Consider the following 15,465-nt stretch of genomic DNA (forward strand, 5'->3'; position numbering starts at 1 on the left):
CCGGTCCTGCCGGGACCGGGGCCGTCGAGAGTGCGCTGGGGCGGGGAGGGGCGGTCAGCCCGCCGCGGCCGGGCTCTTGGCGCGGTTCCTGCGGCGGTGCAGGGCGAACGCGGTGGCCGCCGTGCCGGCCGTCAGGGCACCGGCGGCCAGGGCTATCGGCAGCGCCGGGGAGGCCGGGCTGCTGGCCGCCACGTTCTGCGCCTTGAGGTCCTCGACGTACGGGGCATAGGGCGTCCCGGCGGAGGCGGCGGAGGCGGTCCGGTCGTAGTGCGGGATCCGCTTGACCGACTTGACCGAGCCGTCCGCGTTCAGCAGCACCTGCTTGTCGTTCGGGTGGCTGAAGTCGAACATGCCGTTCAGGCTGCCGGCCCGCCGGTCGAAGGAGGCGTCGCCGATCCGGCCGGTGTGCCAGTTGTTCTCGATGAACTTGGTGACCGACGTCTGCTCGGTGGCGGTGTGGTCGACCTTGTTGACCTTGCTGTAGGGAGAGATGACCAGCAGCGGCTGCCGGGTGCCGGGGCCGCAGCGGTCCGCGTAGCCGCCCGCGGCGGCCGGGCCCGACTGGCAGGCGGGGCCGTCCAGGGCCTTGCCGTTGGAGCCGATCGTGGAGTCCTTGGAACCGTTCAGCACCTTCGACGTGACGTGGTCGTACCAGCCGTCGGAGTCGTCGTAGGCGACCACGACCGCGGTGGACCTCCACTCCGGCGACTGCTGCAGCGCGTTGATCTCCTTGACCAGGAAGTGCTGCTCGTCGAGCGGGTCGGAGTAACCCGCGTGGCCGTCCTGGTACTCGGCGGCCTTCAGGAAGCTGACGGCCGGCAGGTTGCCGGCCTTGAGGGCGGCGTCGAAGTCGGTCAGGTCGTAGTTGTGGTTGGCCCGGCCGTTGTGCCCGATCTCCGCGATGCTCTTCGGGGCGAGGTGGTGCGGGTTGGACGTCGACTTGTAGTACTGGAACGGGGAGTGGTGCGGGCTGTAGTCGACGGCCGCCGCCCCGCCGGTGTTGGTGTGCGTGCTGTCGCACTTCGCGTAGTCGCCCTGCTTGCCGTCCCACGCGGTGCTCGGGCGGAAGCCGCCCTGGAACCAGCCCCAGCTCACGCCCTTGGCGTTGAGCAGGTCACCGATGTTCCTCCCCTGCATCGACGCGAGCGCGTTGGTGCTGGTGTGGTCCTTGCCCGAGCAGTCGTCGAAGGCCGGGTCCGGGTCGTTGACGAGCGTGCCGACACCCTTGGCGTCCGGGGACAGCACGGTGTACGGGTCCGGTGTCTTCGTCTGCTTCGGGTTCTCCGTACCGGTGGCCGGGTCGACGGAGACCACACCGTGGGTCTGACCGGAGATCAGTTCGAGCGCGCCAGGGGTGGAGGGGCCGTAGGTCGAACCGAAGGAGTGGTCCGCCAGGGCGTACTGCTGGGCGTAGTTCCACAGGCCGGTGACGGTGTTGCCGTCGTAGTAGTCCATCACCAGCCCGGGCTCGCCGAACAGCCCGCTGCACTTGCTGACTTCGGTGTTCTCGACGTACTTGTCGGCCTTGCCGCCGTCGGCCGCGTACTGCTCGGGGCCGTAGGAATGGTTCTGGTCGCAGGTCATGGCCTGCGCGCTGCTCAGCCGCTTGGGCGCGTACAGGTTGGGGTTCTTCGTCAGCAGCCCGGAGTTGAGCAGGTTGTCGGCCTTCGGGGTGTGCGCGGCGGCCTCGAACCGGGTGCCGTCGGTGTTCGCGGCCTGCGGGTAGGTGGCGAAGTAGTGGTCGAACGACACGTTCTCGTCGTAGATCACCACCACATGCTTGATCGGCGTCGCGGTGTGGGTGCCGGGGTGGCCGTGACCGCCGGGCGACGAGCCCGCGAAGGCGGGGACGGCCCCGCCCGCGCTCGCGAGGGCGGCCGCGCCGAGCAGCGCGCCCACCCTCGTCAGCCGGCGCCGCGCGCCTGGGGTTCTTCCTGTGCCGATCATGCTGTCTCGCCTTCCGGGAGCACTGACTTCCACTGCCACGACATCCATGGCCATGGCATCACCATGACGTCCATGGTCATGACATCCACGGCCGGATCCTGCGCAATGGTGACGGCGGAGCGGGGGAGCGGCAATGACGTGCGAGCGAATGTTCGGTCAGGAAATACTCATGGTGTCTTGGGGTCCTCTTGACCGGCCCGGCGGTCGGCTCAGGACAGCAACGCGCGTCCCAGCCAGTCGGACCGGTCCCGTACGCCGGGCAGGGCGAAGAAGTAGCCGCCGCCGAACGGGGTGACGTAGTCGACGAGCGGTTCCCCGGCCAGCCGCTTCTGCACGGTCTCGAACTGCCGGGCGAGGTCCTGCTGGTAGCAGCAGAACAGCAGGCCCAGATCGAGGTTGCCGTTGGCGTCCATGCCCCGGTCGTAGTTGTAGCCGCGGCGCAGCAGACGCTGGCCGGCGGTGGCGCCGGTGCGCGGGTTGGCGAGCCGGATGTGACTGTTCAGCGGAATGATGTCGCCCTTGGGGTCGTCGGCGTAGCGGGGCGCGTCCTTCTCGTGACGTCCGTCCAGGGGCGCGCCGGTGTCCCGGGCGCGGCCGAACATGCGTTCCTGCTCGGTGAGGGAGACCCGGTCCCAGAACTCCACCAGCATCCGGATGAGCCGTACGACCTGGTAGCTGCCGCCCGTCGCCCAGTCCGGCTCGCCGCCGCCGGCGCCCACCCACACCAGGCGGTCCATCGCGCGGGCGTCGCCGACGTCGGGGTTGGCGATGCCGTCCTTGAAGCCCAGGTGGTTGCGCGGGGTGCCGGAGGGTCGGGGCGGGCTGACGAACCCGTCCATCCGCCAGCGCACCTGCATCCCGCCCCGGGTGTGCCGGGCGACGTCGCGCAGGGCGTGCAGCACCGCGTCCGGGTCGGCGGCGCAGAACTGCACGCTCAGGTCCCCGTGGCACCAGGCCGCGTCCAGGTCGTCGTCGGGGAACGACGGCATGGCGGTCAGTCGGCGGGGCCGGCGGCCCGCGAGACCGTAGCGCTCGTCGAACAGGGAGGCACCGACGCCGACCGTGACCGTCAGCCGGTCGGCCGGCACGTCGGGGCCGAGCGTGCCGGAGTCGGCGGGCGGGGCCGTGATGCCCGGTTCGTCCGGGCTGCCGCCGGCGGTGAGGAAACGCGCCCGGTCCGTGAGCGTGCGCAGCAGGTCGGCCAGTTCACCGCGGTCCCGCGCGGTCAGGTCGAAGGACACGAACGCCGTGGCGCGCTGCGGCGGGGTGGTGATGCCGGCCTGGTGGGGGCCGTGGAAGGGTACGACCGCGCTCGCGGCGGGCTGCCCGTCGCCGGGCGGCGCGGCCAGGGCGGCACCGTGGTCGGCGGCCACCAGCCCCGCGCCCGCCATGGCCGCCGCGCCGGTCAGAAAGCCCCGCCGGCCGACCCTGCTCGTGGGGTTCACGAGGTCCTCCGTACATCCGTGAGGGTCGCCACGTCGGCCAGCCGCTCGACCAGTTCGCCCAGATCCGCGTCGACCCTCTCCCGCTGGGCGCGGCCCAGGCCGGTCAGCGGCGTCCAGCGGCCGTCGCGGTCCAGGGCGTCGAGCGTGTGCCCGGCACGGTCCAGCCATGCGTCGACACCGCGCAGACCGGTGTCGCGGGTCGTCAGCAGCGGGCGGAGGAACCCGAGCAGCGCCCGGGTGCCGTCGAGGTTGGCGCGGGCGGTGGCCAGGTTGCTGCCGCTGCCGTAGTCGGTGCGGCCCGTCAGCTCGAACTGCACGGTGTTCTCCAGGATTTCATGGGCGCGCAGGCCCACGTCGGCCGGGTCCATCCGCTCGCCGGGCCAACGGTCGCGCAGGGCCCGGACGGCTCCGGCGAGCCGGTCGGCCGGACCCCGCAGCGCGCTCGCGGACTCCCCGTGCCACAGGCCGTACTCCACCCGGTGGAAGCCGGTGAAGCCCGGGTCGCGCACGCCGCCGGAGAGCCCCGCCGTGGTGCCGTTGATCACCTTGTCGGCGTCGCCGAAGGTGCCGTAGGCGGCGCCCATCCGTTCGTACACCAGGTGCGCGGGCAGCCAGGCGGCGCGGGCCGCCGCGAGGTCCCCGCGGTCCACCGCGTCCCGCAACGCGTCGGTCAGGCCCACCAGTTCGGCCGTGCGCGCCCCGATCCACTTCTGGTAGGCGAGCGTGGGCGGGATGAGGTCCTGCTGGGTCACCGGGACGGCCGCGGGGCCGCTCCTGGCCGCTCCGCCCCCGGTGATCCGGACGGTGGGGCCGGTGACGGCGTCCGCGTCGTCGGGCAGGCACTTGAAGGCGTACGAGCCGTCGCCCAGCGTCACCCGGAGCGGGCGGTCGGTGCCCGGGGCGAGACCGTCGACCTCGCCGTAGACCGCGCCCGTCCTGGCGTCGGTCAGATACACCTCGGCCGCCGTGCTGGAGGTGTTGCGCAGGTCGAAGACCTGGCGACCGGACCGCGGATGCGTCCAGCCGCGCCCGCAGCCGGCGGGCGTCACCTCCACGGTGACGCGCCGCGGGCCGACCGTGTCCTGCGCCGTGTGCCCGCCCGTGCCCGGGCCGCCGACCGCCAGCACGGCCGCGGCGACGGCCGCGGCGGCGACCAGGGCGCCGCCCGCGAGCAGCGCGGTGCGCCACCGGCCGGCGGGGCCGGGGGGCGGGGGCGGTATGGCGCCGGGCGCGGCCGCTGCGCCGACTGCGGCTTCGGGCATGCCGGGCCTCCTGGGAGTCGTACGAACGAGGCGGCGCTGGTGATCATAGGCCGACCACCGCGCCGGGACCGCGTTCCTGACCGGCTCCTGACCGGAGGGAAAGCCAGAATTCGCCCGGGGTTCACCTGTCCGCCCGCCGGAGGCACGCCCAGCGGCTCGGACCGTACACGGATCGGCCCGGCGGGCACGGCGGGCGGCCGCCCGGGGACGCTCCCGCACGGGCGGGGGATGATGCTGCTCCCGACGGGACCACACCCCTGGAGCTGTCCTCATGACCGAGCCGCCCGCAGCACGCCCTCTCGAGGGCATCACCGTCGTCAGCGTCGAACAGGCGGTGGCCGCGCCCTTCGCCACCCGCCAGCTGGCCGACCTCGGTGCCCGGGTCATCAAGGTCGAGCGGCCGGGCGGAGGCGACTTCGCCCGCCGATACGACACCACGGTGCACGGCGAGTCCAGCTATTTCGTGTGGCTCAACCGTTCCAAGGAGTCCGTGACACTCGACCTGAAGTCCCCGGCCGGCCGGTCCGTCCTGGAGCGGCTGCTCGCCCGCGCCGACGTGTTCGTGCAGAACCTGGCGCCCGGCGCGGCGGCGCGGATGGGTCTGGGCGCCGAGGCCCTCGCCGAGCGCCACCCCTCCCTGATCTCCTGCTCCGTCTCCGGCTACGGGACCACCGGCCCCTGGGCCGACCGCAAGTCGTACGACCTGCTGGTGCAGTGCCAGACGGGGCTGGTCTCACTGACCGGCAACGAGCACGGCTCCGCCCGGGTCGGGGTGTCGGTCGCCGACATCGCCGCCGGCATGTACGCCTACTCCGGCATCCTGACCGCCCTGTTCACCCGGGCCACCACCGGCGTCGCCCGGGCGGTGGAGGTCTCGCTGTTCGAGGCGCTGGCCGAGTGGATGGGCCAGCCCGCCTACTACACCCGCTTCGGCGGCACCCAGCCCCCGCGCCTGGGCACCCAGCACGCCACGATCGCCCCGTACGGCGCGTACAGGGCCGCCGACGGCAAGGACGTCCTGTTCTCCATCCAGAACGAACGTGAATGGGTGTCCCTGTGCGAACGGTTCCTGGGCCTGCCGGAACTCGTCACGGATCCGCGGTTCGCCACCGGCTCGGACCGGGTGGCCCACCGCGCGGAGCTGAACACGATCGTGGCCGGGCGGTTCGGCGAGCTGGACAGCGCCGAGGCGACACGGCTGCTGGACGCGGCGGGCATCGCCAACGCCGGCGTGAACGACGTGGACGACTTCCTGGCCCACCCGGTCCTCGCCGAGCGGGGCCGCTGGCGGGACGTACCGATCCCCGGCGGAGCGACGGTGCCCGCGCTGCTGCCCCCGGCGGACCTGGCCGGCACGTCCCCGCGCATGGACGCGGTCCCCGCCGTCGGCGAGCACACCGACAGCGTCCTGGCCGAGCTGGGCTACGGCGCCTCCGACATCGCCGCCCTGCGGGTCGACGGCGTGATCCAGGCCGGGTGAGAGCGCCGTCGCCATGAGCGTCCTCCTACGATCTTCGCCGCTCGCCGGGCGCCTGAGACACGGACTTGACGCGACGTGAGGGCGTGCTCACCTGCTCGGGGTCGAATATGTGGTCGCCGTACAGATCCTGCAGCCAGTTGGTCTGGTAGACGGTGTCGAGATAGCGCTCGCCGAGGTCGGGCGCGATCGCCACCGCGGTCATGTCCCGGGTGCCGTTGCGCGCCAGCCAGTCCGTCGCGCCGCTGACCACCGTGCCCGTGGAGCCGCCGAACAGGAAGCCGTGTCTGGCCATCCGGTGGCAGGTACGGATGGTGTCCGCCTCCTCCACCTGGATCACCTCGTCCACATAGGACTCGTCGAGCAGCGGCGGGCGCATGCTCATGCCCAGCCCGGGGATCATCCGGCGGCCCGGCTTCCCGCCGAAGGCCACCGAGCCCACGCTGTCCACCGCGACGACGCGCACCGGCCGGTGCCACTCGCGGAAGTAGCGCGCGCAGCCCATCAGGGTGCCGGTGGTGCCCGCTCCGACGAAGAGCACGTCCAGTTCCGGGAACTGGTCGGCGATCTCCGGCGCCGTCGTACGGTGGTGCGCCCGCCAGTTGCCCGCGTTGGTGTACTGACTGAGCCAGACGTAGCGGTCGTCGGACGCACACAGCGCGCGGACGTACTCGATCCGGGTGCCCAGGAATCCGCCGTTGGAGTCCTGGTCGGCCACGACGTGGACCTGGCTGCCGAGCGCCTCCATCAGCAGTCTGGTCGAGAGGTTGCAACGGGAGTCCGTCACACACAGGAACCGGTAGCCCTTGCTGGCGGCGATCATGCTGAGCGCCACGCCCAGGTTCCCGGACGAGGACTCCACGAGGATGGAACCCCGCTTCAGGACCCCGTCCCGCTCGGCGCTCTCCACCATCTCGTTCGCGGCCTTCAACTTGATGGAGCCGGCGAAGTTGAAGCCCTCGCACTTGAGGTAGAGGGGGCATTCGAGAATCGACTTGAGGTCGACGAAGAGACGGCCTTCGTTGAAGTCGTAAGGAGTGGAGATGACGGGCACGGCGGGCCTCCTGATACCAGGGCCGGGATGACGGCCTCAGCCGTACCGGCGCAGGTCGTGGAAGAAGTCGTCGATGAGGCGGAGGTCCCCCGCCCGGGTTGCTTCGTCGTAGACGTACTTGCCCACGGCGAGGTCCAGGACGCCGAGCCCGAAGGGCGAGAAGATCACCGGTCGGTCGGCCGGCGGGGCGGCCCGTCCGGTCATCACGTCGTCGAGGGTCCCGTTCAGGAAACCGCGGTCGCCGGTCAGCTGCTCGACGAGGTGCGGGGACGTGTCCGCCTTGAGGCAGTGCTCGACGTCGTCGACGAAGTTCGCCGAGGCCAGCAGGACCTCGGGGGCGAGGTCGCGCAGGGACACGTGCAGGACCAGGGGGTTGTGGCTGAACCAGGCCGGGTCTGCGACGTGCGGCCGGCCGGCGACGGTGGCGAAGACGACGAGGTCGCTGGAGCGGACGAGGTCCTCGGCGCTGTCGTGGACGGTGACCCGGGCCGGGGTGCCGGCCTGCCGCAGGTAGCCGGAGAAGCCGGCGGCGCTGTCGGCCGACACGTCGTGCACACCGATCGTGTCGAACGCCCAGCCGGTGCCGGCCAGGAAGGTGTGGATGTAGCGGGCGATCAGACCCGTACCGAAGAATCCGACCCTGGTGGGGCGGGTCCGGGTGCGGCTGAGCCAGTCGGCCGCCAGGGCCGCCGAGGCCGCCGTCCTGGTCGCGCTGATGATGGAGCTTTCCAGACAGGCGAACGGGTAACCCGTCTCCGGGTCGTTGAGGATGAGGACCGCGGACGCCCGGGGCAGCCCGTCGCGCACGTTGTCCGGGAAGCTGGAGATCCACTTCAGGCCGTCCACGTGCACCGACCCGCCGATGGAGGCTGGCAGCGCGATGATCCGCGCCGTGGGCCGGTCGGGAAAGCGCAGGAAGTACGACGGCGGGTTGACCGAGTCGCCGGAGCCGTGCAGCCGGTAGGTGGCCTCGACCAGCTCCACGATCTGCTTCTCGCGCCCGCTGAGCGCTCGCTGCACCTGCTCGCCGGAGATCACCGCGAACGTGGGCGCCGAGCCCGGCCGCAACGTGCCCGACCCGGTGTCGGTCGGCAAAGGAGTGGTCATCGTCGGCTCGCCTCCGGGGTCGGGCAGCCGTCGGCCAGACGGCGGGGCTCGGCCATGCCTACCAGCACGCGCCGCTCCCCGGTGAAGGCCTCCCTGCTGTGCGCGGTGCGGATGTTGTCGACGAGCATCAGATCGCCGGCCTGCCAGGGCTCGCGCCGGGTGTGCTCCTCGTACGTGCTGTTGAGCAACTGGACCACGTCCTCGCCGATCGGGGTGCCGTCGCCGTAGCGGGTGTTGAACGGCAGCCCGTCCTCGCCGTACAGATCCAGCAGGTACTCGCGCACCTCCGGATCCAGCGTCCACTCGTTGAGGAAGGCGATCTGGTTGAACCAGCAGCGCCGGCCCGTGAGGGGATGCCGGACCACGGCGCTGCGCAGCTGCTCGGTGTACAGGGAACCGTCGGCCCGCCAGGTGAAGTCGATGGCGTGCGCCCGGCAGTAGCGCTCGATCTCGGTGCGGTCGTCGGTGCCGAACGACTCCGGCAGGGACGCCCCGATCTCGTCGTTGTAGGTGCGGGTCAGCAGCCAGCCCTCCCGCTCGAACCGCTCCGTCAGCGCGGTCGGCAGCGACTGGAGCACCTGTTCGGCGTCGGCCACCGCCGTCGCGCCGCCCCCGTCGGGCGCGCTCAGACAGGCGAACAGCAGCAGACCGGGCACCTCCAGCAGATAACTCAGCTCGTGGTGCATGCACATCGGCTGGTTCGCCGGCCAGGGCATGGACGAGTACAGCCCTGCCGGACCCTCGGCCGCACGGGGGGCGAAGGCCTCCCTCTCTCGTACGAGGTCACCGGCGAGCCCGGCGAAGACGGCACCGGCCTGGTCCGCCTCCCGCAGCCCCAGGCCGCGGACGACCAGCGCCCCGTGCTCGGTGACCCGCGCCCGCAGCGCCTCGCGGTACTGCGCCGCCCAGCCCGGCGCGTCCCCGGGGGACTCGACGTGCACGATCGCGGGTCTGTCCGGCCGTAGCTCCACGTCCAGTGGTGGTGCCAGGGATGAGGACGACATCTCGGTTTCCTTTCGGTTGCCCGTCCTGAGGCGCTGCGCGACTCAGGAGGAGGCCAGTGGTACGACGGCGCCCAGGACGGCCCGCGCCGCCTCGGCCGGACGGGTACGGGGGAAGTAGTGGCCCCCGTCCGCGAGTTCGTACAGATCGACGTGCTCGGCCAGCAGCAGCCAGTCCCGGTGCCGGTGGGTGTGGCCGGTCGTGTGCGGGTCGTCGGCGGCGACGACCACCGAGACCGGCGCGGACAGCTTCACGGGCGGCGGGGAGTCCAGGGCATCGAGGAAGTAGCGGTGTGCGGACAGGCAGTCGTGCCGGTAGGCGGCACCGATGTGGGCGGCGTGCCGCTCGTTCAGTTCCGCGAGTTCGGTGTAGCCGCTGTCGCCGGCCAGCCGCGCGGCGGTCTCGGCGTCGCCCCGGCCCGTCAGGTCGCCGATGGCGGCGCGCCGCTCGTCGGCGGTGCCGAGCAGTTGCGCGCCGAGGAACACCCGGATCACGTGCACACCGCGTTCCTGGAGCCTCCTGGCCGTCTCCACGGCGGGCGCGGCGCCCGACGAGTGGCCCCAGAGCATGACCCGGGTCAGGCCCCGTGCGCTGATCTCGGCCACGACCTGTTCCGCCACCCGGGTGATCGGCGCGAACGGCTCGTGACGCGCGGCCAGGTCGTGACCGGGCAGGTCCACCGCGAGGACCGTCAGGCCGCTGCCGGCCAGCTCGCCGGCCATCGGCCGGTAGTTGACCGCGTTGCCGCCCGCGTAGGGGAAGCACACCAGGGCGCACTCCGCCGCCCCGTCCGCCGCGGTCAGCGGCTGGAGCAGCTCCGGGTGCTGCCGGGCCGTGCCGTCCAGGAGGGCGGCCAGGTCGGCGAGTACCGGGTGCCGGGTGATGTCCTTGAGGGACACCGCGCGGTCGAGGGCGACGGTGAGTCTGACCGCGGTCAGCGAGGTGCCACCGGAGTCGAAGAAGTGGTCCTCCGGGCCGATCCGGTGCTCGGGTACGCCCAGCAACTCGGCCCAGACGGCGGCCAGTTTCCGTTCGGCCGGGGTGAGCGGGGCGCGGGATTTCTCGCCCGGCGGGGACTCGGCCGCCTGCTCGGCCAGGGCGGTCAGGGCCTTCCTGTCGATCTTGCCGTTGGCGGTCAGCGGCAGTTCGGCACGCCAGTGGAAGGCCGAGGGGACCATGTAGCCGGGCAGTACGGCGCCCAGCGCCTCGCGCACCTCGTCCGCCGGCAGGTGCCGGCCCGTGTGGAAGGCGATCAGGTGCTTGCTCCGCCCTGCGAGGTCGGCGACGACCACCGCGCCGTCGCGTACCCCGGGCACCCGCAGCAGGGTGTTCTCGATCTCGCCGATCTCGATCCGGAACCCGCGGATCTTGACCTGGTTGTCCCGGCGGCCGAGGAACTCCAGCTTGCCGCCGGGGTGCCAGCGGCCCCAGTCACCGCCCAGGTAGAGCCGCTCACCGGGGCGGTAGGGGTCGCTCCGGTACGCCTCACGGGTCCGCTCGGGATCGTTGACGTACCCGCGGCCCACACAGACTCCGGAGAACGCGATCAGTCCCGGCGCGCCGAGCGGCACCAGCGACAGGTGCTCGTCCACGACATGGACGCGCACGTTGTTCACCGGCCGCCCCAGCAGCACCCGCTCCGGCACCGTGTCCATGACCTCGTGGTTGGTGTCGTCGGAGGTCTCGGTCAGCCCGTAGGCGTTGACCAGCCTGATCCCCGGCTGGACCGCGAACCAGCGCTGGACCAGCTCCCGTTTCAACGCCTCGCCGGTCACCGACACACACCGCAGGTCCGGCAGGGGACGGGGGTGCTGCTCCAGATACGAGACCACCACCTCCAGATAGGAGGGCACGACCTGCGCCACCCCGGCCCGGCCGTCGACCAGGGTGTCGAGGAACCGTGTCACGTCCACGATCACGTCCTGCTCGACCAGCAGTGTCCGCCCGCCCACCAGCAGCGCCGACACCAGCTGCCACAGCGAGATGTCGAAGCACTGCGGAGCGGTCTGCGCCACCACGCAGTCCTCGTCGATCCCCAGGTCGTCGATCTTGGCGTAGAGGTGGTTGAGCATGCCGGCGTGCTCGCACATCGCGCCCTTGGGCTCTCCGGTGGAGCCGGACGTGAAGTAGACGTAGGCCAGCTGACCGGCGTCGACCCGGACTCCGGGATCCTCCTCGGAGTGCGGTTCCGCGTACGCCGTCTCGATCAGCACCTTCTCTGCCTCCGGCACGGTGGCCAGCGCCTCGTCGAGGGTGTGTGTGCTACCGGACTCGGTCAGGACCAGCCGGCACCCGGCCCGCGACAACGTTGCCGCGATACGGCCGGCCGGGAAGTGCGGCTCGATCGGCAGGTAGGCGCCGCCCGCCTTGAACACCGCCAGGGTGGCGGCCAGCCAGTCGAGACGGCGTTCGGTGACCACGGCGACCACGTCTTCCGGGCCCAGGCCCCGGGCCAGCAGCGCCCGCGCCAGCCGGTTCGCGCGGCCGTTGAGTTCCGCGTACGTCCACTGCCGTTCGCCGTGCACGGCGGCCACCGCCCGCGGACACGCCCGCGCACGCTGTTCGAACAGTTCGTGGGCCCGGGCGTCCGGCAGCGGCCGGCGGGGCCCGGCCAGTCCCTCCAACTGCTCACGGACCTCGTCGGCCGACAGCAGGCTCTGCCGTGCGTGCTCGGCGTCCACGTCGGCCGTCATCAGCCCGAGCGCCGTCAGGTGGTAGCCCGCGATACGCGCAGCGGACACGGCGTCCAGTACGTCCGTGCGGTACCCGAGCCGCAGCGTCAGCCGTCCGTCCCGCTCGGACCAGCGAACATCCAGCACCCCCTCGCCGAGGAGGGGTTCCACGGCTCCGAGGGGGCCGAACACGACCTCGTACGACGGCTCGGCCACTCCCAGTTCGCGTCGCAGTTCCGCCACCGGGAACTCCCGGTGCGCCAGCACGTCCGCCTCGGCGCGCCGGGCGGCCGACACCAGGTCCCGCCAGGTTCCCGGGGGAATGGTCAGCCGGCAGGGCAGGGGTCCGCCCCGCGCTCCGGCGGCGTACCCCGTCACCACCTCCCGCTCGCCGGACAACGAGGCGAGCACCCTGGCGTGGCCGGCCAACAGCAGTGCGGTGAACGGCACTTCGAGCCGTTCGGCCAGCTCACGGACCGCTTCGGTCAGGTCGTCGGGCGCCGGCACCTCGTGCTCGGCCGTACCCGGCACCGGCTCCCCGGTCCAGCGCGGCACGGTGGTGATGCCACCGGCGGTCAGCGCACGGCTCCAGAACTCCCGGCCGGCTTCCACACGCGTTCCCATCGAATGGCCTTCCTCAACTCACGGTCGCCGCGGGGGCGTCGGCGGAAAACGGTGGTGCTGCCCGGCCGACGCCACCGCCCTGCTCGGCGGTGTCCGGCATCTCCTCGGCGGGGTTGCCGCCCCAGCGCGCGTGCGCGGGGACCTCCTCGCCCTTCATGAGGAAGGAGTCGGGCGCCAGCACCGCACCGTCGCCCATCGTCACGCCGTAGTGCACATGGGCGCCGACGCCCAGCGTGCAGCCGGTACCGAGCGTGATGTGGTCGGACTTGAAGGTGCCGTCCTCCTGGGAGTGGCACTGGATCTTGCTCCCGACGTTGAGCGTGCACTCGTCTCCGATGGCGGCGAGGGTCCGCTCCGTCAGGTAGCAGCCGTCGTCGAAGACCCTGCGGCCGACGCGGACGCCCAGCAGCCGCCACACGAGGCTCTTGAAGGGCGTTCCGTTGAAGAGGTTGAGGTAGTGGTCCGGTACCTTCCACAGGCGCTCGTGCCACCAGAAGTACGGGTCGTAGATGGAGCACAGCCGGGGGCTGAGCGCACGGAACGACGTGATGCAGCGCTCCAGCAGCACGTAGTAGAGGGTGGAGAAGGCGAGTGTGAACGCCAGGTATCCGGCGATCACCACATGGCCGACCACGCCGTACAGATCGACCGAGGCGAGTCCGAACACCGTGAGGGCGAACGTGTGCAGCCACCTCACGACCAGCATGCCCGCCATGGACCGGAGGTTGTAACGGTTCTTCGCGGCGAGACTGCGGCGCAGTTCGGCGCCGGTCCTGAGATGGTCGAACCGGGTGTCGCGCTCCACCGAGCGGGGGATCTCGAAGCACGGTGAGCCGAGGAGTCCGACGCCTTCGCGGATCTCGCCGTCCAGCGGGACCATCACCTTCGTGGCCAGCAGGCAGTTCTCCCCTGTCCTGCCGCCCGAGGGATAGGCGATGTTGTTCCCGAGGAAGTTGCGCGGCCCGATGGATGCCCGAGACACCTTGAAGGACGTGCTGGAGTAGTCCGCGTTGATGAGCGACAGTCCGTCGGCCACCATCGTCCCGCTGCCGACCGTCACCAGCAGGGGGGTCTCGTGCTGGACTTCGGTGCCGAAGTTCGAGCCGGTCTGTTCGACGCGGGACAGGTCGTATCCGAGGCCGCGCAGGTAGTGCACGATGTAGGAGCTGTCGCCGAAGAGCCAGGCGAAGAACCTGATGTTCGTCAGGCCGGCCGTCGCCCGGTGCATCGCGTAGTGGAATCCGTAGAGCGGGTAGACCCGGTCGGGTTCGAGGGCCAGGTGCAGCAGCCGCGGGACGGTGAACAGGACGACGAGTCCGACGGCGACGAAGCCGAAGAACAGGACGAGGGAGAGGACCAGCGCGTCGGAGAGGAGTTCCGCCGGGGTCAGTGTGAGCGTCTGCGGGTCGAGCCGCTTGCCGATCGCCGGTACCTCGGTGCACAGCATGTACATCCCGCCGACGGCCAGCGGAATGTACAGGAAGAACAGCTGGACCAGTGTGAGCAGCCCGAACCAGGCCCGGCGCGCGGTACCGCACCTGGCCGGCGCGACCCGCACGTAGTCGATCCGGGTGGGCTGTGCCGGGGACCCGTGCCAGCGCTCGCCCGCCGGGACCGCCTGGCCGCGGTGCAGGGCGGAGGCGTGTCCGAGCTGTGCGCCGTCGCCCATCGACGTGTCGATGTCCAGGACGGTCTTCTCGCCGATGAACACGTCACGGCCGAGGGTGATGCGGCCGGTCTGGATGCGCCCGGCGTGCGCCCGGTAGCCGAGGAGGAACGCGTCCTTGCGGATCACCGCACCGGAGCCGATCGTCAGCAGGTCGGTGCAGACCGGAACGGAGTGGGAGAGGATCGTGACGCCCTTGCCGATCCGCGCGCCCAGTGCCCGCAGGTACAGCACGTACAGCGGGTTCCCGGCGAAGAGCACCATCGGATTCGCGTGCAGCAGTACCTTGACGAGCCAGAAGCGCAGATAGGCCAGACCCCAGACGGGGAACTCGCCCGGTCTCCAGCGGCCGACCAGAAGCCATTTGGCGATGACCGGGAACATGCACATGGCGATGAAACCGACCCCGCCGAACAGCAGCGACCGCAGATAGACATCGGCCAGCCCTGACCCGGTGGCGGTCCACTCGTAACCCCTGGCGGTCACGAAACCGGCGACAAGGGAGTATCCCAGGAAGGCCAGCAACTGAATTGTTCCGCAGAGGACATGATTCAGCCTGTTCGTACGCGTCACGGGATCCGGCGGTTTCGGCGGCACCGACGCCGAGGCTGCGGTCGTCGGGCCGGCCGACGGGTCTGTCGACGGGCCGGCCGACGGGTCTGTCGACGGGTCGGTCGGCGGGGCTGTCGGCCGGGGAGCCGTCTCCAGGAGGGCTGCCGCCAGGCCCCGGACCGTGGGGTACCGGTAGATGTCCTTGATGGACGGGGACGGCAGGTCCGGGTTCTTTCTGACCCGCGCACAGAAGCGGGCCATCACCAGGGAGTTGGCGCCGAGGTCGTCGAAGAAGTGGCTGTCGACCGGAACGTGCTCGGCGCCCACGACGTCGGCCAGGGCTTCCGCGAGTTTCCGCTCGGTGTCCGTCCTCTCCGGGCCGGGGTCACGGCTTCCGCTGACGGCGCCCGTGTCCCGCCCGGATATGGAAACTTCGGAGGACTGCTCCACCATTCGATCTCCTGGAGGACGTTTGAATCACCAAGGGTCATTCCTGATCACGAACCGCCAGCTTCAGTTTGGGCAGGCCATCGTGAGGTTGCCACTTCTGATCGGTCGCGCGGGGCGGGGGAAATGCCCGACGGGCCCGTTTTCCTTTGGTTACCGCCGGACCGGCCTCCGTCACGGATCACCCGATTGGCTGGTCACCTGGTCCGC

General features: G+C 71.3%; 9 protein-coding genes. 1 reads left to right on the top strand and 8 read right to left on the bottom strand.

Annotation, left to right across the window (positions count from 1 at the left end; genetic code table 11):
• Positions 1 to 54 precede the first annotated feature (54 nt).
• From ACFYMM_RS28235 to ACFYMM_RS28245, 3 genes are all read right to left on the bottom strand, one after another.
• Positions 55 to 1,947, bottom strand: coding sequence for a phospholipase C (locus ACFYMM_RS28235; protein WP_388391284.1), 1,893 nt, complete (start codon positions 1,945 to 1,947; stop codon positions 55 to 57).
• A gap of 209 nt (positions 1,948 to 2,156) precedes the next feature.
• On the bottom strand, positions 2,157 to 3,392 hold the full coding sequence (gene efeB / locus ACFYMM_RS28240) for an iron uptake transporter deferrochelatase/peroxidase subunit (protein WP_388391286.1): 1,236 nt from the start codon (positions 3,390 to 3,392) through the stop codon (positions 2,157 to 2,159).
• Positions 3,389 to 4,654, bottom strand: coding sequence for an EfeM/EfeO family lipoprotein (locus ACFYMM_RS28245; protein WP_388391288.1), 1,266 nt, complete (start codon positions 4,652 to 4,654; stop codon positions 3,389 to 3,391). Before ACFYMM_RS28245 ends, efeB begins: the two co-directional genes overlap by 4 nt.
• Before the next feature lie 271 nt (positions 4,655 to 4,925).
• On the opposite strand from ACFYMM_RS28245, the gene ACFYMM_RS28250 reads away from it, so the two are divergent.
• Entirely contained in the window at positions 4,926 to 6,134 is a 1,209-nt protein-coding gene (locus ACFYMM_RS28250; RefSeq protein WP_388391290.1) for a CaiB/BaiF CoA transferase family protein, read from the top strand.
• Positions 6,135 to 6,159: 25 nt separating this feature from the next.
• On the opposite strand, the gene sbnA is transcribed toward ACFYMM_RS28250, so the two are convergent.
• Genes sbnA through ACFYMM_RS28275 form a run of 5 tightly spaced genes read right to left on the bottom strand, consistent with a single transcriptional unit; the run spans position 6,160 to position 15,261 of the window.
• Positions 6,160 to 7,185, bottom strand: coding sequence for a 2,3-diaminopropionate biosynthesis protein SbnA (gene sbnA / locus ACFYMM_RS28255; protein WP_388391292.1), 1,026 nt, complete (start codon positions 7,183 to 7,185; stop codon positions 6,160 to 6,162).
• A 36-nt stretch (positions 7,186 to 7,221) separates the two neighbouring features.
• Positions 7,222 to 8,292, bottom strand: a complete 1,071-nt coding sequence (gene sbnB, locus ACFYMM_RS28260; RefSeq protein WP_388391294.1) for a 2,3-diaminopropionate biosynthesis protein SbnB — start codon at positions 8,290 to 8,292, stop codon at positions 7,222 to 7,224.
• Positions 8,289 to 9,296 carry a TauD/TfdA family dioxygenase gene (locus ACFYMM_RS28265; protein ID WP_388391296.1) on the bottom strand — a complete coding sequence of 336 codons (1,008 nt, stop codon included), beginning with the start codon at positions 9,294 to 9,296 and terminating at the stop codon, positions 8,289 to 8,291. Before ACFYMM_RS28265 ends, sbnB begins: the two co-directional genes overlap by 4 nt.
• A gap of 42 nt (positions 9,297 to 9,338) precedes the next feature.
• Complete coding sequence (locus tag ACFYMM_RS28270) at positions 9,339 to 12,590, bottom strand: amino acid adenylation domain-containing protein (protein WP_388391298.1); 3,252 nt, start codon at positions 12,588 to 12,590, stop codon at positions 9,339 to 9,341.
• 13 nt (positions 12,591 to 12,603) lie between these two features.
• Entirely contained in the window at positions 12,604 to 15,261 is a 2,658-nt protein-coding gene (locus ACFYMM_RS28275) for a Pls/PosA family non-ribosomal peptide synthetase (protein WP_388391300.1), read from the bottom strand.
• Between the last annotated feature and the right edge of the window lie 204 nt (positions 15,262 to 15,465).

Origin of the sequence: Streptomyces sp. NPDC006739, from assembly GCF_042869815.1 — a bacterium.
Classification (GTDB): Bacteria; Actinomycetota; Actinomycetes; order Streptomycetales; family Streptomycetaceae; genus Streptomyces.

What these genes read in the sequence shown, in the direction of transcription:
- ACFYMM_RS28250 (WP_388391290.1), top strand. Translation starts at nt 4,926, where the DNA reads ATGACCGAGCCGCCCGCAGCACGCCCTCTCGAGGGCATCACCGTCGTC.
- ACFYMM_RS28235 (WP_388391284.1), bottom strand. Translation starts at nt 1,947, where the DNA reads ATGATCGGCACAGGAAGAACCCCAGGCGCGCGGCGCCGGCTGACGAGG.
- ACFYMM_RS28265 (WP_388391296.1), bottom strand. Translation starts at nt 9,296, where the DNA reads ATGTCGTCCTCATCCCTGGCACCACCACTGGACGTGGAGCTACGGCCG.
- ACFYMM_RS28245 (WP_388391288.1), bottom strand. Translation starts at nt 4,654, where the DNA reads ATGCCCGAAGCCGCAGTCGGCGCAGCGGCCGCGCCCGGCGCCATACCG.
- ACFYMM_RS28275 (WP_388391300.1), bottom strand. Translation starts at nt 15,261, where the DNA reads ATGGTGGAGCAGTCCTCCGAAGTTTCCATATCCGGGCGGGACACGGGC.
- sbnB (WP_388391294.1), bottom strand. Translation starts at nt 8,292, where the DNA reads ATGACCACTCCTTTGCCGACCGACACCGGGTCGGGCACGTTGCGGCCG.
- ACFYMM_RS28270 (WP_388391298.1), bottom strand. Translation starts at nt 12,590, where the DNA reads ATGGGAACGCGTGTGGAAGCCGGCCGGGAGTTCTGGAGCCGTGCGCTG.